Here is a 17,524-nt window from a genome sequence, read left to right on the forward strand (position 1 = left end):
TATAATGAAATCATAGGAATGGGGTGTTTTTTTGAATGAAGAAACTTTAGATATATTACAAGCACATGCACAACAATTATTGGGAATTCAATTAGAAGCATTTGAGCAAGAGGATTTAAAAGGTGTAACAAATAAGATAAAAACGCCTTTTACCAATACAAAACGGAAGAGCTTTAAGCATGAGTTAAAGATTTTTTTACAAAATATGAACAGTAATAAAATTTATCACTATTGTAATCGGTTAGGGATAAATTTTTTGCTCTTTAAATTTAAAAAGTATAAGCGGATTTATATTATTGGTCCATATATTGAACATCGTCCAAATGAGCAGCAATGCTTCGATATTTTAGAACAGTTAAATATCGCAAGTTCGCATAATGGTATATTAAAACAATATTTATTAAAAATACCGTTATGTCATCATGTTAAAGCCAAAAAGTTATGTCGATTAGCAATACAATTTTTGAAAAATAGAAATACTTTATATGAAATTGAGCAGATTGATTTTAAATTTCATATGAGTGAAGCGGGCATTGCAGAAACACGAGCACAAATGGATTATGCTGTGGAAGACTTAGAATATCGCTATAAGTTAGAAAACCAGTTGCTGACTGCCGTAGAATATGGCAATGTTCACGAGGCATTAGCTATTTTAAAATATATTAATTTATCAGTAGTTGGATTACGAAGGACAGATGATACGATATCAAATGAGCAATATAAAGCATTTTTATTAAATACACTATGCAGAAAAGCTATTGAAAGGGCAGGCGTAAATCTCATAAAAATAGATGAATTATCTGCAAAGTATGCTAAACGAATACATCAGACGAGAGATATACATGAAATCAATGAACATATCCAATCATTGGTAATCGATTATGCAGAAGCCGCAATGAAAATCAAAGCCAATGAATACAGTCCTAAAATTAGCAAAGTTGTTCAATACATTGAAAGTAACTTGAATCAACAACTGACATTACAACTGTTAGCACAACAAGTCGATTTAGCTCCAAGTTATTTATCGCGGGTATTTAACCATGAACTACATAAATCAATTTCACAATTTATTCTAGAATTGAGATTGCAAAAAGGTCACGATTTAATTCTGAGGACGAAAATGTCAATTTCAGAAATCGCTAAACATGTTGGCTTTAGCGAACAAAGTTATTTTACACAATGCTTTAAAAAATATTATGGTATTACACCATTGAGATTTCGAATGGAGCAGAGAGGATGGAATTAACATCCTGATGTGATTTTGCTATTTATGTTAATTTTTTTATAAAAATATCAATGATTCAATAAAATATAGATATACAATGGGAGAATTGACAACATAACATGATTTTAGAATCATAGAGCCATTAAAAAAACGATTGAATCTTTCTGTTATTGAAGATAGTGATAAGTATAGTAACCATCGAACTTAAGCATGTAAAAATAAATGGATTTACTATATTTAAATTTTTACAGAAAATAACAACGTTGTTATTTTTCGTTGAAGTCTTACAATGGAAAAAATATAATGAACTTAAGATCTCAAATATATAGTCTATGGGGATTTGATTAGATCATAAAATAGCTTATGTGAGAGATAAAAAAATTTAGGCATATAAGAAAACGCTTACAACTATATACCTAGATTAGATTGCTGGCCACAATCGCTAACAAAAACAATCTATTAAACAAAATTTACAGAAGTGAAATGTACGGTATTTTGTTTATAGGGAAAGAGGTAATCATTATGGTTACAGCAAAATTGAAACCAACTAGTAGGAAATTAAAGAAATTTAAAGAAATTGAAGCACCAAGGTTAAAGTTTAAAGAGAAGTTATCCTATGGTTTTGGAGACTTAGGTAACGGAATGATGTTTGATATGGGACAAATCTATTTGCTCAAGTTTTTTACAGATATTCTTGGTATTTCTCCTTTCTATGGTGGTCTCGTATTCTTAGTTTCAAAAATATTTGATGCATTTGTTGATACTGGTGTTGGAACGATGGTCGATAATAGGCGTAATTTTGGTAAAAAAGGTAAATTCAAACCATTTATTTTATATGGCACGATACCTTTAGCTATATTGACCGTTATCACATTTATATCGCCTGATATTAGTTATACCGGTAAAGTTATATGGGCTTTTGCTACATATATGTTATTCAATATGGCGTATTCATTTGTTAATATTCCGTATGGTTCATTATCTGCATCTATGACAATTAATGCGGATGATCGTACACAATTATCTGTCTTTCGTAACTTAGGTTCACAAGGCGCAATGTTTATTTCAGGTATCGTAATCATTCCAATGGTTAATCTTTTTCCGAATCATGCCACAGGATATCCTATCGCAGTAGGTGTGTTAGCGATTTGTGGTGTTATATTCCATATTATTTGTTACAAAGGTGTTAAAGAGAGACATACTGTTGAAAGACCTAAGGAAAAAGGTCTAGGTCGTAAGGCATTTAAAGACTTACTGAAAAATAGACCATTCTTGATTCTTGCTATATATACACTATTAACAATCATGGCTTTATTCCTCCAACAGTCATCTCAGCTATATTACTTCCAATACGTCCTCGGAGAACCTAATTTAGTCGGAATTGTTAGTACATTGAACTTTCTTGTTCTTGTTCCAGGCTTATTGATTACTACTTTCTTAAGTAAAAAAGTAGGCAAGAAAATGACGGCAATCATTGGCGTTTCAGGATTTGTAATTTTACAATTTATTACCTTCACACTATTTGCCAATGAAGCAATTCCGTTCTTAGTGTTAAACACGATTGCACAATTATTCCTAGTTATACCGAATACAGTTACTTGGGCATTTATAGCGGATGTAGTTGAATATGGACAATGGCAGTCTGGTATGAGATCTGAAGGTATTATTTATTCTAGTTATAGCTTCACAAGAAAATTATCACAGGCATTGGCTGGTTTCTTACCTGGATTATCGTTAATGCTCATTGGTTATGTACCAAATGAAACTCAAACGGCTGGCACGTTATTAGGGCTAAAAGTATTATACTTTGTTGTTCCAGGAACGGCCTGTCTCATTGCCGTAATATTATTCTTCTTTGCATATCCATTGACTGATAAACGTCACAAGCAAATCGTTAAGGAGTTAGCACTTAGAGAAGAATTGTAATTTTAATATTGTAAATTGTTTTGATAAATGAAAGGAGCAACACGAAATGTTATATCCATTAATAAATGAAAAACGTCAAATTATAGATTTAAATGGAATTTGGAACTTTAAATTAGAAGATGATGCGTCACCGGTTGATATCTCAAAACCACTCGACACGGAATTAGTGATGGCAGTTCCAGGTTCATATAATGACCAAGGGGTAAATGCTGAAATAAGAAATCATGTAGGCAATGTCTGGTATGAGCGTACGATTGTTATTCCAGAAATGATACAAGATGAGAGAATCGTCTTACGATTTGGTTCAGCAACACATCAAGCTACTGTATATATTGATGGTCAAGCAATTGTATCGCATAAAGGCGGGTTCTTGCCATTTGAAGCTGAGTTAGATCATAGATTTTCAACAGGGAAACATAGATTATCAGTTTGTGTAAATAATATTTTAGATGAAACAACTCTTCCAGTAGGAAAATATGAAGAAACGATTGATGAACATGGTAAAAAGGTTAAAACGAATACACCAAACTTTGATTTCTTTAACTATGCAGGGTTACATAGACCTGTAAAACTTTATACAACACCGAAAACATATATTGAAGATATTGTCTTAGTTCCCGAAGTGTCAAAGGATACCGCACAAGTCCATTTTAATATTATGACTAACAAAAGCGCTACAGATATTCGTATTAGATTATTAGATGAAGCAAACAATGTTGTCACAGAAACAACGGGACAAAAAGGAACAATAACGGTAGACCATCCTCATTTGTGGCAACCATTAAATGCGTATTTATATCAATTCGAAGTTTCATTATATGAAGATAATAAATTAATTGATACTTATACAGAACGTTTAGGTATTCGCTCTGTAAAGGTAGATAATGGCCAATTCTTAATTAATGATCAACCATTTTATTTCAAAGGTTTCGGTAAGCATGAAGACACGTATTATCATGGACGCGGTATAAATGAAGTAGGTAATGTATTAGACTTAAACCTTTTAAAATGGATTGGTGCAAATTCATTCCGAACTTCACATTATCCGTATTCAGAGGAAATGATGCGTCTAGCGGATGAGCAAGGTATTGTCGTTATCGATGAGACAACGGGTGTAGGTGTTCACTTAAACTTTGATACATTATTAACTGGTATTGAACATCGTAAGACCTTTAAAGAAATAGGTACTAAAGAAGCGCATGAATCAGTTATTAGAGAATTGATTGCTCGTGATAAGAATCATGCTTGTGTCGTGATGTGGTCTATTGCAAATGAACCAGCATCTACAGAAGAAGGTGCGAAAGCATATTTCGAACCACTAATTAACTTGGCAAGATCTTGTGATCCACAGCAACGTCCTGTAACGATTGTCACATTATTGACGGCACAACCGGATGTTTGCCAAGTACAAGATTTAGTCGATGTGTTATGTTTAAATCGTTATTATGGTTGGTATACGCAAACTGGAGATTTAGAAGCTGCTAAAAAAGCATTGAAGCAAGAACTTGATGGTTGGAGTGAAAAACAGCCGAATAAGCCAATTATGTTTACAGAGTATGGCGCAGACACACTAGCAGGCTTGCATTCAGTTAATGATGAATTATTTACAGAAGAATATCAAGTACGTTATTACGAAGCAAATCACGAAGTTATTGATCAATATCCTCAATTTATTGGTGAACAAACTTGGAATTTTGCAGATTTTGAAACTTCAAGTGGCATTATTAGAGTTCAAGGCAATAAGAAAGGCATATTTACACGTGAAAGAAGACCGAAAGCAGTGGCACATTATTTAAGAAAAAGATGGTGTAATATACCTGACTTTGGTTATAAAGGATAGGGATTCCTTGAGCGAAAAAACATTGTGAAATTGATAACATACCTGTCAAACAATATACCTATCAATTTCAATTAGAATTGAGTAAAAGTGATAATTATGTGAAAACAATCACAAAATACTTTAAATCTTTGTAAGCATGGCGTAGAATACTAAGTGTAGAGAAGAGATAAAAGCTTAACGAATGAAAAAATACGGAGTGATTAAGATGAGAAAAGTAATTGAAGAAGTTATTTTTTCAAATGAAAGCAGTTATGACATTTACACACATACTGGTGTAAATCAAGGTATCATTAATGACATTAAAGATGGATACAGAAGTATTGATTATATATCTTATATAGATGCTGAAAAGTTATACAAGTACGGCATGGAAAAGTCTCAATTAGTAAGTAGTTAATACCCTGTAGACATCTAAAGGAAAGTGTGCATGTTTGTAAGTGTCAGCTGTATGCCCACAGCACAAACGACAGTTGTAAATGATTTGCATATTTTTCTCCCTAGTATCACCTTTCATGATTTATTATACGCCCAAGAATAGTAGAAAAGCCTACATGAACTAAATATTTAGTTCATGTAGGCTTTTTGTTATATAACAGCAACAAATTTATGAGTTAGGAAATTGACTGATGCGTTAAACATATGCCTTAAAGTTATGCTTGATTTCGTTGTATTCGTATACAGAATTATACATTCTCATGCGAATATGTTCTTCTGATGCATAAGGTATACGCAGTGTGTCATGCTTTGTTATAAAGTTTCTGAATGATTTTTCGGCGTGCATACGTGCTTTTAAAGTCATATTTAACCACTCATCTGTTTCAAATAAATCTTCAAATCTAAAGGAAAAACTGGTTCTGGCGCGTGCTGCTCGTAACGTTGCAAGTCGTTGTTCAAACTCCATATATCCATCCTCCTTTTTAAGAACATCAATAGTTACCTCTATTATATACTTATTAGCAACTATATTCTAATAATGGAATGACACTAATTCGTTTATATAAAAAATATGAAATGATAAAATAGGCACAATAAGTAGGCGTTAATTATTAAATTTAGAAGGATGTGTAATTATGGAATTAACAAATAAAGTTGCTATCATTACAGGTGGGAGTAGTGGTATAGGCGCGAGTATAGCTAAATCCCTAGCAAAGCAAGGTGTCAAAGTTGTCTTAACAGGTCGAAATGAAGTTAACCTTAAACAGGTTGCAGGCCAAGTTTCTGAGCTATCTCAAACAGATGTAGTTACAGAAATATTAGACGTTACCTCACAAGAAGCGGTTGAGTCGGTTGTATCAAAGGTAAAACAACAATTTGGTAGTGTTGATATATTAGTAAATAGTGCGGGGCAAATGTTATCATCAGCTATTACTGAAGGTAATGTGGCTGCATGGGATACCATGATTGATGTTAATGTCAAAGGTACATTATATGGAATAAATGCGGTTTTACCGACATTATTAGAGCAATCAGAGGGGCATATTATTAATATTGCTTCAATTTCTGGTTTCGAAGTTACAAAGAAAAGTACGATGTATAGTGCAACGAAAGCAGCGGTCCATTCTATAACACAAGGCTTAGAAAAAGAGTTAGCTAAGACAGGAGTGAGAGTGACAAGTATTTCACCTGGAATGGTAGATACACCATTAAGTGGAGAGACAGATTGGGGCGAACGTAAGAAGTTAGATCCTGAAGATATTGCATCTTCAGTTATATATGCATTGCAACAACCAAGTCATGTCAATGTAAATGAAATTACTGTTAGACCAGTATAGAATTCATAAGAAGTCACTTTAGCAACATGATTAAATTTCTATCTATCTAAATAAAGGGGATATAAATAAACTTGAATATTGTACTAGAAACGAAACGTTTGTTGCTGATTAGACCAACTGAAGATTATCTAACAGCGTTGTATCAATTGCATGCTGATCCTAGAACAAACGTATATAATCCGGCTGGTCCACATCGAGAGATAAGTGAAACAAAAGAAATGTTGAATGAATGGATAAAACATTGGTTAGCGTATGATTTTGGTTATTGTTTAATGATTGAAAAGGAATCGAAAGTAATGATAGGCATGTGTGGTCTAAGGTACAAGCGGTTAGATGGTAATGTTGTGTTAAATTTGGCATATCGTTTAAGTCCAGAGTATGGGCGAAAAGGCTATACAAAAGAGGCCTGTATTGCACTTATACAATATATTAAGAAAGTCCAACATATAGATAATAGGATTGTTGCACATACTAAGGCTGACAATATTCCATCTATTCGAACAGCAAAATCTTTAGGGTTTTTGAGAGAAACACAGTATGATAACTTTGAAGCATCTGGTGACGTATATCTGTTCGAACCATACTAAAATTGGTTATTTTGGTGTTTAAATATAATTTTTATAATAAAGCCAACTCAAATTTTACATGTTTTGAGTTGGCTATCTTTATGTTTTAAATTATTTAAGATACTGTGTCTTACTCGGTTGATTGGATATATATTTATTCTTTCTTTTTTAATTTATCAAAATAATATCAATTACATATTGCAAATGATAATCATTATCTATTAATATTGATGTTAATAGATAAGGGAGGGTAATATATTGAAAAAATTAATTAGTGTTATGTTGTGTTTTATATTATTATTAGCAGCTTGTGGAAAGTCGGAAGAAAGTAAAAGTACTAAAGGAGATACAGACAGTAAGGAATATGTTACATCAGATGGTAGTAAAGTAAAGATACCGAAACATCCGAAACGTGTGTTAGATTTGACTGCGAATTACGGTAATTTTAAAAAACTAGGTGTAACACCAATTGCTATTACTAATGTTTTTCCGAATTCTAAATATTTGAAAATGGATAAAGTAAAGAAGATTAATCCAGAAGATGTAGAAGCAGCAGCAAAATTGAAGCCGGATTTAATTATTACGTATAAGGAAAATAAAAATAATAAAAAATTAGCTAAAATTGCACCTACAGTTCCAATTAAGGTCCAAAATATGGATTATAAAGAAACACATGTTGAATTAGGGAAATTAGTCAATAAAGAGAAATTGGCGCAACAGCAGGCAAATACATTATCGAAGAAATTAGCAAAAGATGGTAAGGAAATTAAAAAGAAAATTGGGAAGGATAAAACATTTTCAATAATGGATGTACAAGCGAAAGATATTTACCAATTTGGTCCAAGATTTGGAAGAGGTAGTGAAGCTATTTATGAGGGATTCAAACTAGCAGAAGATTCCGATGCTAAAGCAGCTATGCCAAAAGAAAAATATATGAAAGTACCTAAAGAAAAATTTAACGACTATGCCGGTGATTACTTACTCATTCCAACTGCAAATGGCAAGAAGCCTAATAATGAGTTTGTAAAATCATCTATTTGGAAAAATAACAAAGCAGTCCAAAATAATCAGGTAATATACTACACCATGGATGAAGCAATTTATGCAGATATTATTTCAGTAGAACAACAAGCGAAAAACTTTAAACAACAGTTATTAAAATAATAAAGAAACCGCCATTATCAAACATCAGCAATAACAGATGGATAATGGCGGTTATTTTATAGATTCAATCGGTGAAGCTATTACCAATTCTCAACGTTTGAGCGTTCACCTTTAAAATTATTTGATTTCTTATGTCGCTCAGCTAATACAGCTTCAACATCTTTAAAGTCAATGTCTAGTGCATGTAATAAAACAAATAGATGGTACATTAAATCTGCTGTTTCATTAGTTACTTCTGCTTTATCTGATTTCATCGCACCAATTACTACTTCAAATGCCTCTTCACCAAATTTTTTGGTTATTTTTTCAAGGCCTTCATTCAATAAATACTGTGTATAAGAATTTGATTTATCTGCATTTGCACTTTGATCAACTGTCTGCTCTAATTGTTGTACATTATAAGGTACTTCAGTGTTAAAGCAACTTTGACTGCCTGTGTGACATGTGGGACCGTTTGGCACTACGTCTATTAAAATCGTATCTTGGTCACAATCTAGATAAATATTACGCACTTCTTGAGTGTGACCTGATGTTTCACCTTTAGTCCAAAGGCGCTCTTTTGATCGAGAATAGAAGCATACCACACGATCTTCTAGTGTTTTGTTATAGGCAGCTTCATTCATGTAACCTAACATCAATACTTGTTTAGTGTTTACATCTTGTAATATAGCTGGTAATAATCCTTTAGAAAAGTCAGGTTGTGTCATCTTACTGGAATACCTCCTTGTGACATTGTTTGCTTTATTTCGTTTACTGTTGTTTCTTTATCGTGCAGAATACTTGCTGCAAGACCAGCTGATACATTGGTTTGTTTAAAGAGATCCACAAAGTGGTCTGGATTTCCGCCACCACCTGAAGCAATGATTGGAATATTGACCAATGATTCAATGGCGTGTAAATGTGAGACATCAAAGCCTTGTTTCATACCATCATGTGTCATACTGGTGATTAGCAGTTCGCCTGCACCAAGAGCCTCTACTTGTTGAACCCAATCATATACTCTGACATCAGTACGTTGTTTGCCACCATGTGTATAGCAAAAGTAATCTTCTAATTCACTATCATAGTTACTATCAATTGCGATACAAATACATTGGCTTCCAAATTTTTCACTGGCTTCTTTAATAAATTGTGGGTTCTTTAAAGCGCTTGAATTTAATGATACCTTATCTGCACCGTGATTTAATAATTTCGAAATATCGTCTAAAGTTGATATACCACCGCCAACAGTAAGTGGAATAAATAATTTTTCGGCGGTTTCTTCAATAACATCTAGTACAAGGTCATGACCTGCCTCAGTTCGTGAAATATCAAGAAATACTAACTCATCAGCACCTTGTTCATTATAATAAAGCGCATAATCTACAGGATTACCAATATCGCGCAATCCTTTAAATTGAATACCTTTTACTACACGCCCATCTTTGACATCAAGACAAGGGATAATACGTTTCTTGATCATGATAATCCCTCCCAGAAATTTGGATCATGTGCTGCTTTACCTACAATTGCAGCGTGAACACCTAGTGTTTCAAGTTGGACTAAGTCTTGTTGGTGACGTATACCACCTGAAGCGACAACGTGTTTATCTGTAGCTTTTACAAGTTGGCCAGTAATTTCAAAGTTTGGTCCTGATAGCTTCCCATCTTTCGAAATATCAGTATATATAATGCCGCCGAGCGGTAAGTGATTGATTTGTTCAACTAAATCAAATAAATCTAATTGAGCGTCTTGTTCCCAACCATTAATCTTTACTTCGCGACGATAAGCATCGACTGACAAATATAAGCGATTTGGATATTTTTGAGCCATATCAGCTAGCCATGTTAAATCTTGAATCCCCTTCGTACCAATAATACAAAAATCGATATTAGCATCAAAATACTGTTGTATTGTTGTTTCGCTACGGATGCCGCCGCCAACTTCCATCGGTTTGTCAGTTAAATTTTTTAATGTTTTAATATAATCTTTCTCTATAGAAGATTGCTTTTTTGCACCGATTAAATCGACAATATGAATTCGATCAACACACTGAAATTGATTGTAAAACTGTATACTTTCTTCAGCAGTACGTGCCATTTTTTCTTCTGAGTCATATTTTCCCTCTGTCAATCTCACGCTTGTAGCATTGATTAAATCAATTGCTGGCCATAATTTGATCATTTAAGAATCCGCCTTTCAGAGCTTGGTTTAGTATTGCTAGTCCATTTTCACCGCTTTTTTCAGGATGAAATTGAATACCAATATAATGTCTATGTTGAACAATTGCAGGTATTTGTGCACCGTATTCTGCATAAGCAACTACAAATTGTGACATTTCTGCTTGGTAAGAATGTACAAAATATACATCATGTGTCAATTGTTGTTGATTGCTGACGAGGTTATTCCACCCCAAGTGAGGAACGGGATAAGGTGTATCAATAGGTACGATTTTTCCAGGGATTAACTTCAAACCTGCAACATCGCCTTCTGCGCTCCAATCGAATAATAGTTGCATACCTAAACAAATACCGATAATAGGTTTGTCGTGAATTGCTTTTAAAATAGCATCTAAGCCACGTTCTTCGATTGCACGCATTGCATCTTTAAAGTGTCCTACACCAGGAAGGATAACTAATTCAGCAGCCTCAATTTCACTTTGCTTGTCAGTTAAAATAGCATCATAACCCAAGTGTTTCACTGCACGTTGTACATTGCGAATATTTCCCAAACCATAATCTATAATAGCAATCATTCAATCACACCCTTAGACGAAGGTACACCGTCATAATCATTCTGTGATAATGCCTCTTTAAGTGCTCTTGCGAATGATTTGAAAATACTTTCGATTTCGTGATGTGTATTGCCACCACGTAATAAATCAATATGCGTGGTAAGACGTGCGTTAATAACTAACGCGTGGAAGAATTCTTCTACTAATTCAGTATCGAAAGTTCCGACTTTTTCTTTACTAAATTCGGCATTAAATGACAAATAGGGGCGACCGCTAATATCGACAACGGTACGTGATAGTGTTTCATCCATAGGGATATAGCTGTGACCGTAGCGTTTGAAACTTGTACGATCTTTAACCATTTCTAACAGTAATTGACCTAAAACAATGCCAATATCTTCTGTTACATGGTGGTCATCAACTTCGGTATCACCATTTGCTTCAATTTGTAAAGATAGCTGACTATGAAAGCTAAAGAGGGTCAACATATGGTCTAAAAAGCCAACACCTGTATTGATATTACTTTCGCTAGCATCATTGGCAAGCGTGATATTTAATTGCGTTTCTACCGTATTACGCTTCTTTTGATAAGTCATATTGAATCCTCCAGTTTTTAATAATTTCTGCTAACTGATCTAATTGCTCGTCAGTTGCTATAGAATAGCGAACATAGTCTGCCATATTCGGTTCATCATATAAACGAGGTAAGAAACCATGTTCTTGTATATATTTGCCTAAGCTATGTGCAGCTTCACCTTTAGTTAATACAAAGTTTGTCGCAGAAGGGTAAATTTTGATGATATCTGAGACTTTACTTTCAAAAATATTACGTAACTTGATAGCTAGACGGCGTTGTTCTTCAATAAAGCTAGCAGTCATCTTTTCATGTTCAAACATATATATAGCAATATATAAGGTGATTGTATTTAATGGATAAGGATGTTCAATGCGTTGTATGCGTTGGATGGTTTCTTCTGTACCAATTAACACACCTAATCGTAACCCTGCAATACCAAATGCTTTAGACAATGTACGCATTTGAAGTATATGTGGTGCTAAATCAATCTCATAAGCTTCGCCAAAGTCCAAATAAGCTTCATCGATTACGAAATAGCCTCCAATCGCTTTCATCTTATCTGCTATAGCTGTTAGAAATGGTAATGAATATTGATGACCTGTCGGATTATGAGGATTACTCATGATGAAGAATGCCGGTCGTACATCATCAATACATTGTAAAATTGTGTCTAAATTAAATGTTAAATCATCTTCAGCATCTACAAATTCAATAGGTCTATTTACTTGTCCTGCATATGCTTGATACATAAAGAAGTCGGGGTTAAGTGTTAATACAGGACCATCAGGCATGATGAGCATTAGCTTTTGTATCAATTCATCTGAACCATTACCAGCTGTAATTTGTGTTGGCTTAAGGTTAAAATATTTAGCATAAGCAGTCTTAAATCGATTATATTCATCATCAGGATAAAAATTAAATGTGGCTTGTTGTATAATATCGGCAAGCTGCTCATTTGATAATGGGCGCAGGGGACTTTCATTTTTGTTTATTCTAATCATTATCTGTTACTCCTTTGTCGTACGAACTTGTACAGATTGTTCGTGGTTATATAACGCTTCAGTATGTGCTAGAGTTCGTGCTGCGTCTTCAATCTGATTGAATGACTTTTCTGATAAATTAATTACTGAATGACGTGTTAAGAAATCATTTACAGATAATCCATTTGTAAAACGAGCTGTTTGATTTGTTGGTAAGACATGACTTGGTCCAGCTACATAATCTCCAATGACCTCAGGTGAATAATACCCTAAGAATAATGCTCCGACATAACGTACTTTATTTAAATATGCTTCTGGGTTTCTAGTTTGTATAGAAGCGTGTTCTGGTGCTATTTGATTCATGACGTCGCTTGCTTCGTCTTGATTTGCTACAGCTATTAAAAAGTGATTGTTTTGCAAACTAGCTTCTACAATAGGCTGACGCTCAATTGTACGTAATTGTTCTTGTATATTACTTTCCAAACGTTCTAAGACGTCACGATCTTCACTGATAACAAACGTTCTAGCCAATTCATCATGTTCGGCTTGGGCAAAGACATCATACGTGATGGCATTTAAATCTGCAGTGTCATCAATGATTAAGGCGATTTCACTTGGTCCAGCTATTTGATCGATTCCTACTTGTCCGTAGAGATATTTCTTAGCATATGCAACATATTGATTACCTGGTCCTACAATTTTATCGACTTTAGGTATCGTTTCGGTACCATAAGCGAGTGCAGCAATACTTTGAGCGCCACCCACTTGATAGACATTGTCGGCGCCTGCGATATAGCATGCGGCAAGTACAGCATCAGAAAGTCCATGTTGTTGTGGTGGTGTGACCACAGTAATATCTTCTACACCTGCTACCTTAGCTAATGTTACTGTCATTAATACCGTCGATGGGTAACTCGCTTTACCGCCCGGTACGTAAACACCGACACGTTCTAAAGGATGATACATTTCATAACATTCAGCTGTACCTTGATTATCTGACCACTTTATTGTTGTTTGAAATGCTTTGATGCGCTCATGGCTTGTTGTGAGTGCTTCACGTAATGCTCCATCTATATTGTTATAAGCTGTTACTAAATCACTATATGGGATAGCTAGGTCATTTGTTTCAACACCATCTAATTGTGCGTTATAAGCTTTTAAAGCTGAATCACCTGATGCTTTAACTGTGTCGCAAATCTCTTTAACTACAGGGTATAAGTCTTCATTAAGTGAAGATTGGCTTAAAAAGTCTTTGAGAAAAGTTGATTTATCTATTATCAATGAGTGACACCTCCAATGTTTGAATAAATGTATCAATTTCATTTGATTTTTTAAAATATGCTTCTTTATTGGTGATTAGTTTTGCGTTAATATTTTTTAGCGTGTCCTTTTCAACTAAACCATTAGATTTAAGTGTCGTACCTGTTTGAACAATATCAACGATGCCATCCACCATATCGACTAAACATGCCAACTCAATAGATCCTGAAAGCTTAACCAATTCAACATCTAAACCTTGAGCTTCAAAGTATGATTTTGCAGTTTTCGTATAAGAAGTGGCTACTTTTTTAAATTGAGTTGTTTCTGGTTTGGATGCTAATGCAAAGTGACATTCTCCGAAAGGTAAGTCTAATAAATTATTAATTGTATAATTACCTTCTTCTAAAATATCGCTCCCCACAATACCAACGTCTGCTACACCTTGTTCTACATAGATGGGTACATCGCTCCCTTTGACCAGTACAAACTGTATATCATCTACAGAAATTAATAATTGGCGCTCTCTTTGTTCTAGTGCATCTGCTAATTTTTGTTCATCTATTTCATATAAATAAGCAATGAAGCTTTTTAATAAGCGTCCTTTTGCTAAAGCTACAGTAAGCATAAATTTCTCTCCTTTATTTTCTTTAAAGTATAAATCCTAGTCCGAAACCTTCTAATTCACCTTTATAAAATCCACCAGTTAACTGTTGTGATTTATTATTTTTTAGATGGCAACGCATGAATGCACCTTTGTAATAAGATCGTGGTGGTTGTGGTGTGATGTCTAAGTGTATATTAGTGATGTCATTCGATTTAAACCATTGTTCCCAACGACGCAGTGCTTGAATTGTTTTGTGATCATATGGAAAAAGTTGGCTTAACAAGTTTAATTGTTCAGTTGTTTTAGTCGTTAATAATTGAACAACAGGGTGTGCTGAACCTAGTTGTGTTGTTAATTCAGATATATTGCGTTCTTGAATTAAATTTAAGATATCTTGAGTTTGTTCATTTGCCGATAATAATAAATCTATAAGTTGATAGTGACCTAAAATAACAAAATCTATATCATCGTTTAACGTTGTTTGTATAAATTTGTAAAATGTTAAAAAATCGTCTTGCATATCGCTAACAGTAGGGTTATAGTGCTCGATTCCTAGTTGTGTGTATACCTCATTGTCACGAACGATGGGTCCTGTGTAAGCTACCCTTTGATATTGTGGTGGATAGTTACTGTAATAACGTAATAATTGATCGGTAAAATCATTGCGCAGCGCGTAAATATGATGATCATGTTGCCAAAAACTACGTTCAGTCATTTGTTGTAAATCGTCCTTTGTCAACGATTGCCACGACAATGACTCTATAAAGCTAAAATCTACTAAATTAAAGTCATTATCTTGAAAATGCTTTAAAAATGACAATTCATATTCTTTGTTTTTTATCAATGCAGTTGTATTCATATTATGACCACCTTTTTACTTTTACTCTCTACCGAACTAAAGTGTAATGATAAAATATACTGTAACATAGTTGATTTTTTAATTCAATAAATATTCTGAAAATAATAAAATTTCAAAAGCCTAATTTATTGAGAATGTAGATTATAGTATTGAAATACCCCAGTTTTAGAATGTGAAAACGGGGGTAGTGTGGCTGTTGAACTATAAAAAAATAGCCATGTAAACAAAATGATGTCGAGTTAATATAGCATCAATTGTTACATAGCTGTTGAGTATGTGAGGTATTCAATGTGATTACAGCAAATATTAATCGTTGCAATGAGCATACTGTATTTAGAAAGAATTATCTAGTTGAAACGATTGTGATTTAACGTATAAATGTAAAATAGGGCGTGCTAGATTTATCTTAAGTTGGCACCATAATTTAAATACTGTTTCTTTTCATCTTCAGGTACCATATTTCCACCGGTAGACCATACAATATGTGTTGCTTGATCTGTAGGTATGCCTTGTGTTTTAGCTTGTTTAATCGTCGCTCTGATTCCATCGAACCCAGAAGCGGCTGAAGGCTCAATAAATATATCCTCTGTTTGATGTAACATTGAAATATAACGATACATTTGTTGGTCATCAACAGTAAAAACGCCAAAGAGTAAGTGATTCATTATTTGACCTACTAGACGGGATGGCCTAGATACTGCTAAACCATCTGCAGCTGTGCGACCATCTAAGCCAATATCTGTTACGGCAATTTGATCATGGAGTTGTGTCATCATGCCAAGTAACATACAAGGTGCATGCGTAGGTTCGGCAAATACACAATGAACATGTGGTCCAAGTATTTGTTTAAGTCCAAAGGTAACGCCTCCGGGACCGCCACCGACACCACAAGGTAAATAAACAAATAATGGATGATCGGCATCGACAACTAAGCGGTTATCTTGTAGTTGTTGTTTTAATCGTAATGCAGCAACGGTATATCCTAAAAATAAATCAGCAGAACCTTCATCATCTACGAAATGACATGTTGGGTCACTTGCGGCTAATTTTCGACCTTCAGCAACCGCAAATTGATAATCTGATTGATGTTCAATGACGTTAACTCCGTATCGACGAAGAAGGTCTTTTTTCCACTGACGGGCATCGCTAGACATATGTACGTCAACGGAAAAACCTAACTTAGCACTCATTATGCCAATGCTTAACCCTAAATTGCCCGTTGATCCAACGGCAATCTTATATTGCTTAAATAGCTGACGATAGGTATCTGTTGCTAAAATTTTATAGTCATCATTATAAGTTAAGTCACCAGCTGTTTGAGCTACGGATTCGGCAAATTTTAATACTTCATAAATACCGCCACGTGCTTTAATTGAACCAGATATAGATAATTCGTGATCGCATTTTAACCAAAGGTTGGCATATGTGTTGTCACCAAATTGATGGGACAACTGTTCTTGCATTGCTGGAATTCGCTTTAATGGAGATTCTATTATGCCATTTAATGGTTCTGTCTCAGGGAAGACGTGACGAATATAACTCGCAAAACGCTCTAATCTTGCTGCCGCATCTTCTATATCTTCGATTGTAAAAGGTAACTCATTATTTGAACCGTAATTTGGATTATTCCAAAAGGTTGGCGTATAGGTTTGCAATGTTGAAATTAAAGGATTTGATTGTTGTAATTGTTCGATATTTAGCATATGCATCCTCCTAGTAAGGGTTGTCTTGTAACATCATTATCATCATTATATCAAAATTATAAGCTGTGTTTGTAATGGTAACTGGGGGAGCGCCTGTGAAAAGAAATGCTACATAGTTAAAGTTATTCTAAAAAAATCGGTCCTTTGAGATATGTATGTGATATTGGAATATATATCATAATAAAAAATAACCAGTAAATGTGTGTAAAGACATTTACTGGTTAGATAATTTGGATGAATTCATTTGTCTGAGTAATATTTTTTTTAGCTGATACCTCAGACTTATTATACTTACAAAATTTAATATTATTGAATAGCTTTTTAAAGGGGTGTCT

General features: G+C 34.1%; 18 protein-coding genes. 7 read left to right on the forward strand and 11 right to left on the reverse strand.

All coding sequences use genetic code 11. The features are described 5' to 3' along the window. Positions 1-31: 31 nt before the first annotated feature. The 4 genes from JN168_RS02250 (at position 32) to JN168_RS02265 (ending at position 5,388) form a co-directional block, all read left to right on the forward strand. Positions 32-1,246, forward strand: a complete 1,215-nt coding sequence (locus JN168_RS02250; RefSeq protein WP_042740278.1) for a helix-turn-helix transcriptional regulator — start codon at positions 32-34, stop codon at positions 1,244-1,246. Between the two features lie 501 nt (positions 1,247-1,747). Continuing rightward, entirely contained in the window at positions 1,748-3,151 is a 1,404-nt protein-coding gene (locus tag JN168_RS02255; protein ID WP_279526135.1) for a glycoside-pentoside-hexuronide (GPH):cation symporter, read from the forward strand. 46 nt (positions 3,152-3,197) lie between these two features. Next, positions 3,198-4,991 (forward strand): beta-glucuronidase, encoded by a 1,794-nt coding sequence (gene uidA / locus JN168_RS02260; protein WP_279526136.1) that lies wholly within the window; start codon positions 3,198-3,200, stop codon positions 4,989-4,991. Between the two features lie 205 nt (positions 4,992-5,196). Beyond that, the gene (locus JN168_RS02265) at positions 5,197-5,388 is read left to right on the forward strand and encodes a hypothetical protein (protein WP_042740275.1); all 192 of its coding nucleotides are present in this window, start codon (positions 5,197-5,199) and stop codon (positions 5,386-5,388) included. Between the two features lie 234 nt (positions 5,389-5,622). Here JN168_RS02265 and JN168_RS02270 read toward each other — a convergent pair whose 3' ends face one another. After that, complete coding sequence (locus JN168_RS02270) at positions 5,623-5,892, reverse strand: DUF1413 domain-containing protein (protein ID WP_042740274.1); 270 nt, start codon at positions 5,890-5,892, stop codon at positions 5,623-5,625. Between the two features lie 166 nt (positions 5,893-6,058). On the opposite strand from JN168_RS02270, the gene JN168_RS02275 reads away from it, so the two are divergent. The 3 genes from JN168_RS02275 (at position 6,059) to JN168_RS02285 (ending at position 8,493) form a co-directional block, all read left to right on the forward strand. After that, entirely contained in the window at positions 6,059-6,763 is a 705-nt protein-coding gene (locus JN168_RS02275; protein WP_042740273.1) for an SDR family oxidoreductase, read from the forward strand. 71 nt (positions 6,764-6,834) lie between these two features. After that, positions 6,835-7,350, forward strand: coding sequence for a GNAT family N-acetyltransferase (locus JN168_RS02280; protein WP_042740272.1), 516 nt, complete (start codon positions 6,835-6,837; stop codon positions 7,348-7,350). 237 nt (positions 7,351-7,587) lie between these two features. Next, entirely contained in the window at positions 7,588-8,493 is a 906-nt protein-coding gene (locus tag JN168_RS02285) for an ABC transporter substrate-binding protein (protein ID WP_082039249.1), read from the forward strand. 80 nt (positions 8,494-8,573) lie between these two features. On the opposite strand, the gene hisIE is transcribed toward JN168_RS02285, so the two are convergent. From hisIE to JN168_RS02330, 10 genes are all read right to left on the reverse strand, one after another. Continuing rightward, a complete protein-coding gene (gene hisIE / locus JN168_RS13995) occupies positions 8,574-9,200 on the reverse strand; it encodes a bifunctional phosphoribosyl-AMP cyclohydrolase/phosphoribosyl-ATP diphosphatase HisIE (protein WP_042739207.1) in 627 nt (208 codons plus the stop codon). Continuing rightward, positions 9,197-9,955, reverse strand: a complete 759-nt coding sequence (gene hisF / locus JN168_RS14000; protein ID WP_107511829.1) for an imidazole glycerol phosphate synthase subunit HisF — start codon at positions 9,953-9,955, stop codon at positions 9,197-9,199. Before hisF ends, hisIE begins: the two co-directional genes overlap by 4 nt. Continuing rightward, a complete protein-coding gene (hisA, locus tag JN168_RS02295; RefSeq protein WP_279526137.1) occupies positions 9,952-10,656 on the reverse strand; it encodes a 1-(5-phosphoribosyl)-5-((5-phosphoribosylamino)methylideneamino)imidazole-4-carboxamide isomerase in 705 nt (234 codons plus the stop codon). Before hisA ends, hisF begins: the two co-directional genes overlap by 4 nt. Next, complete coding sequence (gene hisH / locus JN168_RS02300) at positions 10,631-11,227, reverse strand: imidazole glycerol phosphate synthase subunit HisH (RefSeq protein ID WP_042739210.1); 597 nt, start codon at positions 11,225-11,227, stop codon at positions 10,631-10,633. The genes hisA and hisH overlap by 26 nt, the downstream gene beginning before the upstream one ends. Next, complete coding sequence (gene hisB / locus JN168_RS02305; RefSeq protein ID WP_279526138.1) at positions 11,224-11,802, reverse strand: imidazoleglycerol-phosphate dehydratase HisB; 579 nt, start codon at positions 11,800-11,802, stop codon at positions 11,224-11,226. The genes hisH and hisB overlap by 4 nt, the downstream gene beginning before the upstream one ends. Beyond that, positions 11,780-12,784 carry a pyridoxal phosphate-dependent aminotransferase gene (locus tag JN168_RS02310; protein ID WP_279526139.1) on the reverse strand — a complete coding sequence of 335 codons (1,005 nt, stop codon included), beginning with the start codon at positions 12,782-12,784 and terminating at the stop codon, positions 11,780-11,782. Before JN168_RS02310 ends, hisB begins: the two co-directional genes overlap by 23 nt. Positions 12,785-12,790: 6 nt before the next feature. Further along, complete coding sequence (hisD, locus tag JN168_RS02315; RefSeq protein ID WP_371664157.1) at positions 12,791-14,041, reverse strand: histidinol dehydrogenase; 1,251 nt, start codon at positions 14,039-14,041, stop codon at positions 12,791-12,793. Continuing rightward, positions 14,031-14,648: an ATP phosphoribosyltransferase gene (gene hisG, locus JN168_RS02320; RefSeq protein WP_042739214.1), complete on the reverse strand. Its 618-nt coding sequence runs from the start codon at positions 14,646-14,648 to the stop codon at positions 14,031-14,033. The genes hisD and hisG overlap by 11 nt, the downstream gene beginning before the upstream one ends. 22 nt (positions 14,649-14,670) lie before the next feature. Further along, on the reverse strand, positions 14,671-15,486 hold the full coding sequence (locus tag JN168_RS02325; protein ID WP_042739215.1) for an ATP phosphoribosyltransferase regulatory subunit: 816 nt from the start codon (positions 15,484-15,486) through the stop codon (positions 14,671-14,673). A 401-nt stretch (positions 15,487-15,887) separates the two neighbouring features. After that, a complete protein-coding gene (locus JN168_RS02330) occupies positions 15,888-17,189 on the reverse strand; it encodes a D-serine ammonia-lyase (RefSeq protein WP_232139600.1) in 1,302 nt (433 codons plus the stop codon). Positions 17,190-17,524: the final 335 nt, after the last annotated feature.

It is taken from the genome of Staphylococcus gallinarum (assembly GCF_029774255.1).
In the GTDB taxonomy this organism is placed as follows: Bacteria; Bacillota; Bacilli; order Staphylococcales; family Staphylococcaceae; genus Staphylococcus; species Staphylococcus gallinarum.

Bases quoted from the DNA above. Each gene is read 5' to 3' on its own strand.
- JN168_RS02255 (WP_279526135.1), top strand. From the start codon at position 1,748: ATGGTTACAGCAAAATTGAAACCAACTAGTAGGAAATTAAAGAAATTT.
- uidA (WP_279526136.1), top strand. From the start codon at position 3,198: ATGTTATATCCATTAATAAATGAAAAACGTCAAATTATAGATTTAAAT.
- JN168_RS02265 (WP_042740275.1), top strand. From the start codon at position 5,197: ATGAGAAAAGTAATTGAAGAAGTTATTTTTTCAAATGAAAGCAGTTAT.
- JN168_RS02270 (WP_042740274.1), bottom strand. From the start codon at position 5,892: ATGGAGTTTGAACAACGACTTGCAACGTTACGAGCAGCACGCGCCAGA.
- hisIE (WP_042739207.1), bottom strand. From the start codon at position 9,200: ATGACACAACCTGACTTTTCTAAAGGATTATTACCAGCTATATTACAA.
- hisF (WP_107511829.1), bottom strand. From the start codon at position 9,955: ATGATCAAGAAACGTATTATCCCTTGTCTTGATGTCAAAGATGGGCGT.
- hisA (WP_279526137.1), bottom strand. From the start codon at position 10,656: ATGATCAAATTATGGCCAGCAATTGATTTAATCAATGCTACAAGCGTG.
- hisH (WP_042739210.1), bottom strand. From the start codon at position 11,227: ATGATTGCTATTATAGATTATGGTTTGGGAAATATTCGCAATGTACAA.
- hisB (WP_279526138.1), bottom strand. From the start codon at position 11,802: ATGACTTATCAAAAGAAGCGTAATACGGTAGAAACGCAATTAAATATC.
- JN168_RS02310 (WP_279526139.1), bottom strand. From the start codon at position 12,784: ATGATTAGAATAAACAAAAATGAAAGTCCCCTGCGCCCATTATCAAAT.
- hisG (WP_042739214.1), bottom strand. From the start codon at position 14,648: ATGCTTACTGTAGCTTTAGCAAAAGGACGCTTATTAAAAAGCTTCATT.
- JN168_RS02325 (WP_042739215.1), bottom strand. From the start codon at position 15,486: ATGAATACAACTGCATTGATAAAAAACAAAGAATATGAATTGTCATTT.
- JN168_RS02330 (WP_232139600.1), bottom strand. From the start codon at position 17,189: ATGCTAAATATCGAACAATTACAACAATCAAATCCTTTAATTTCAACA.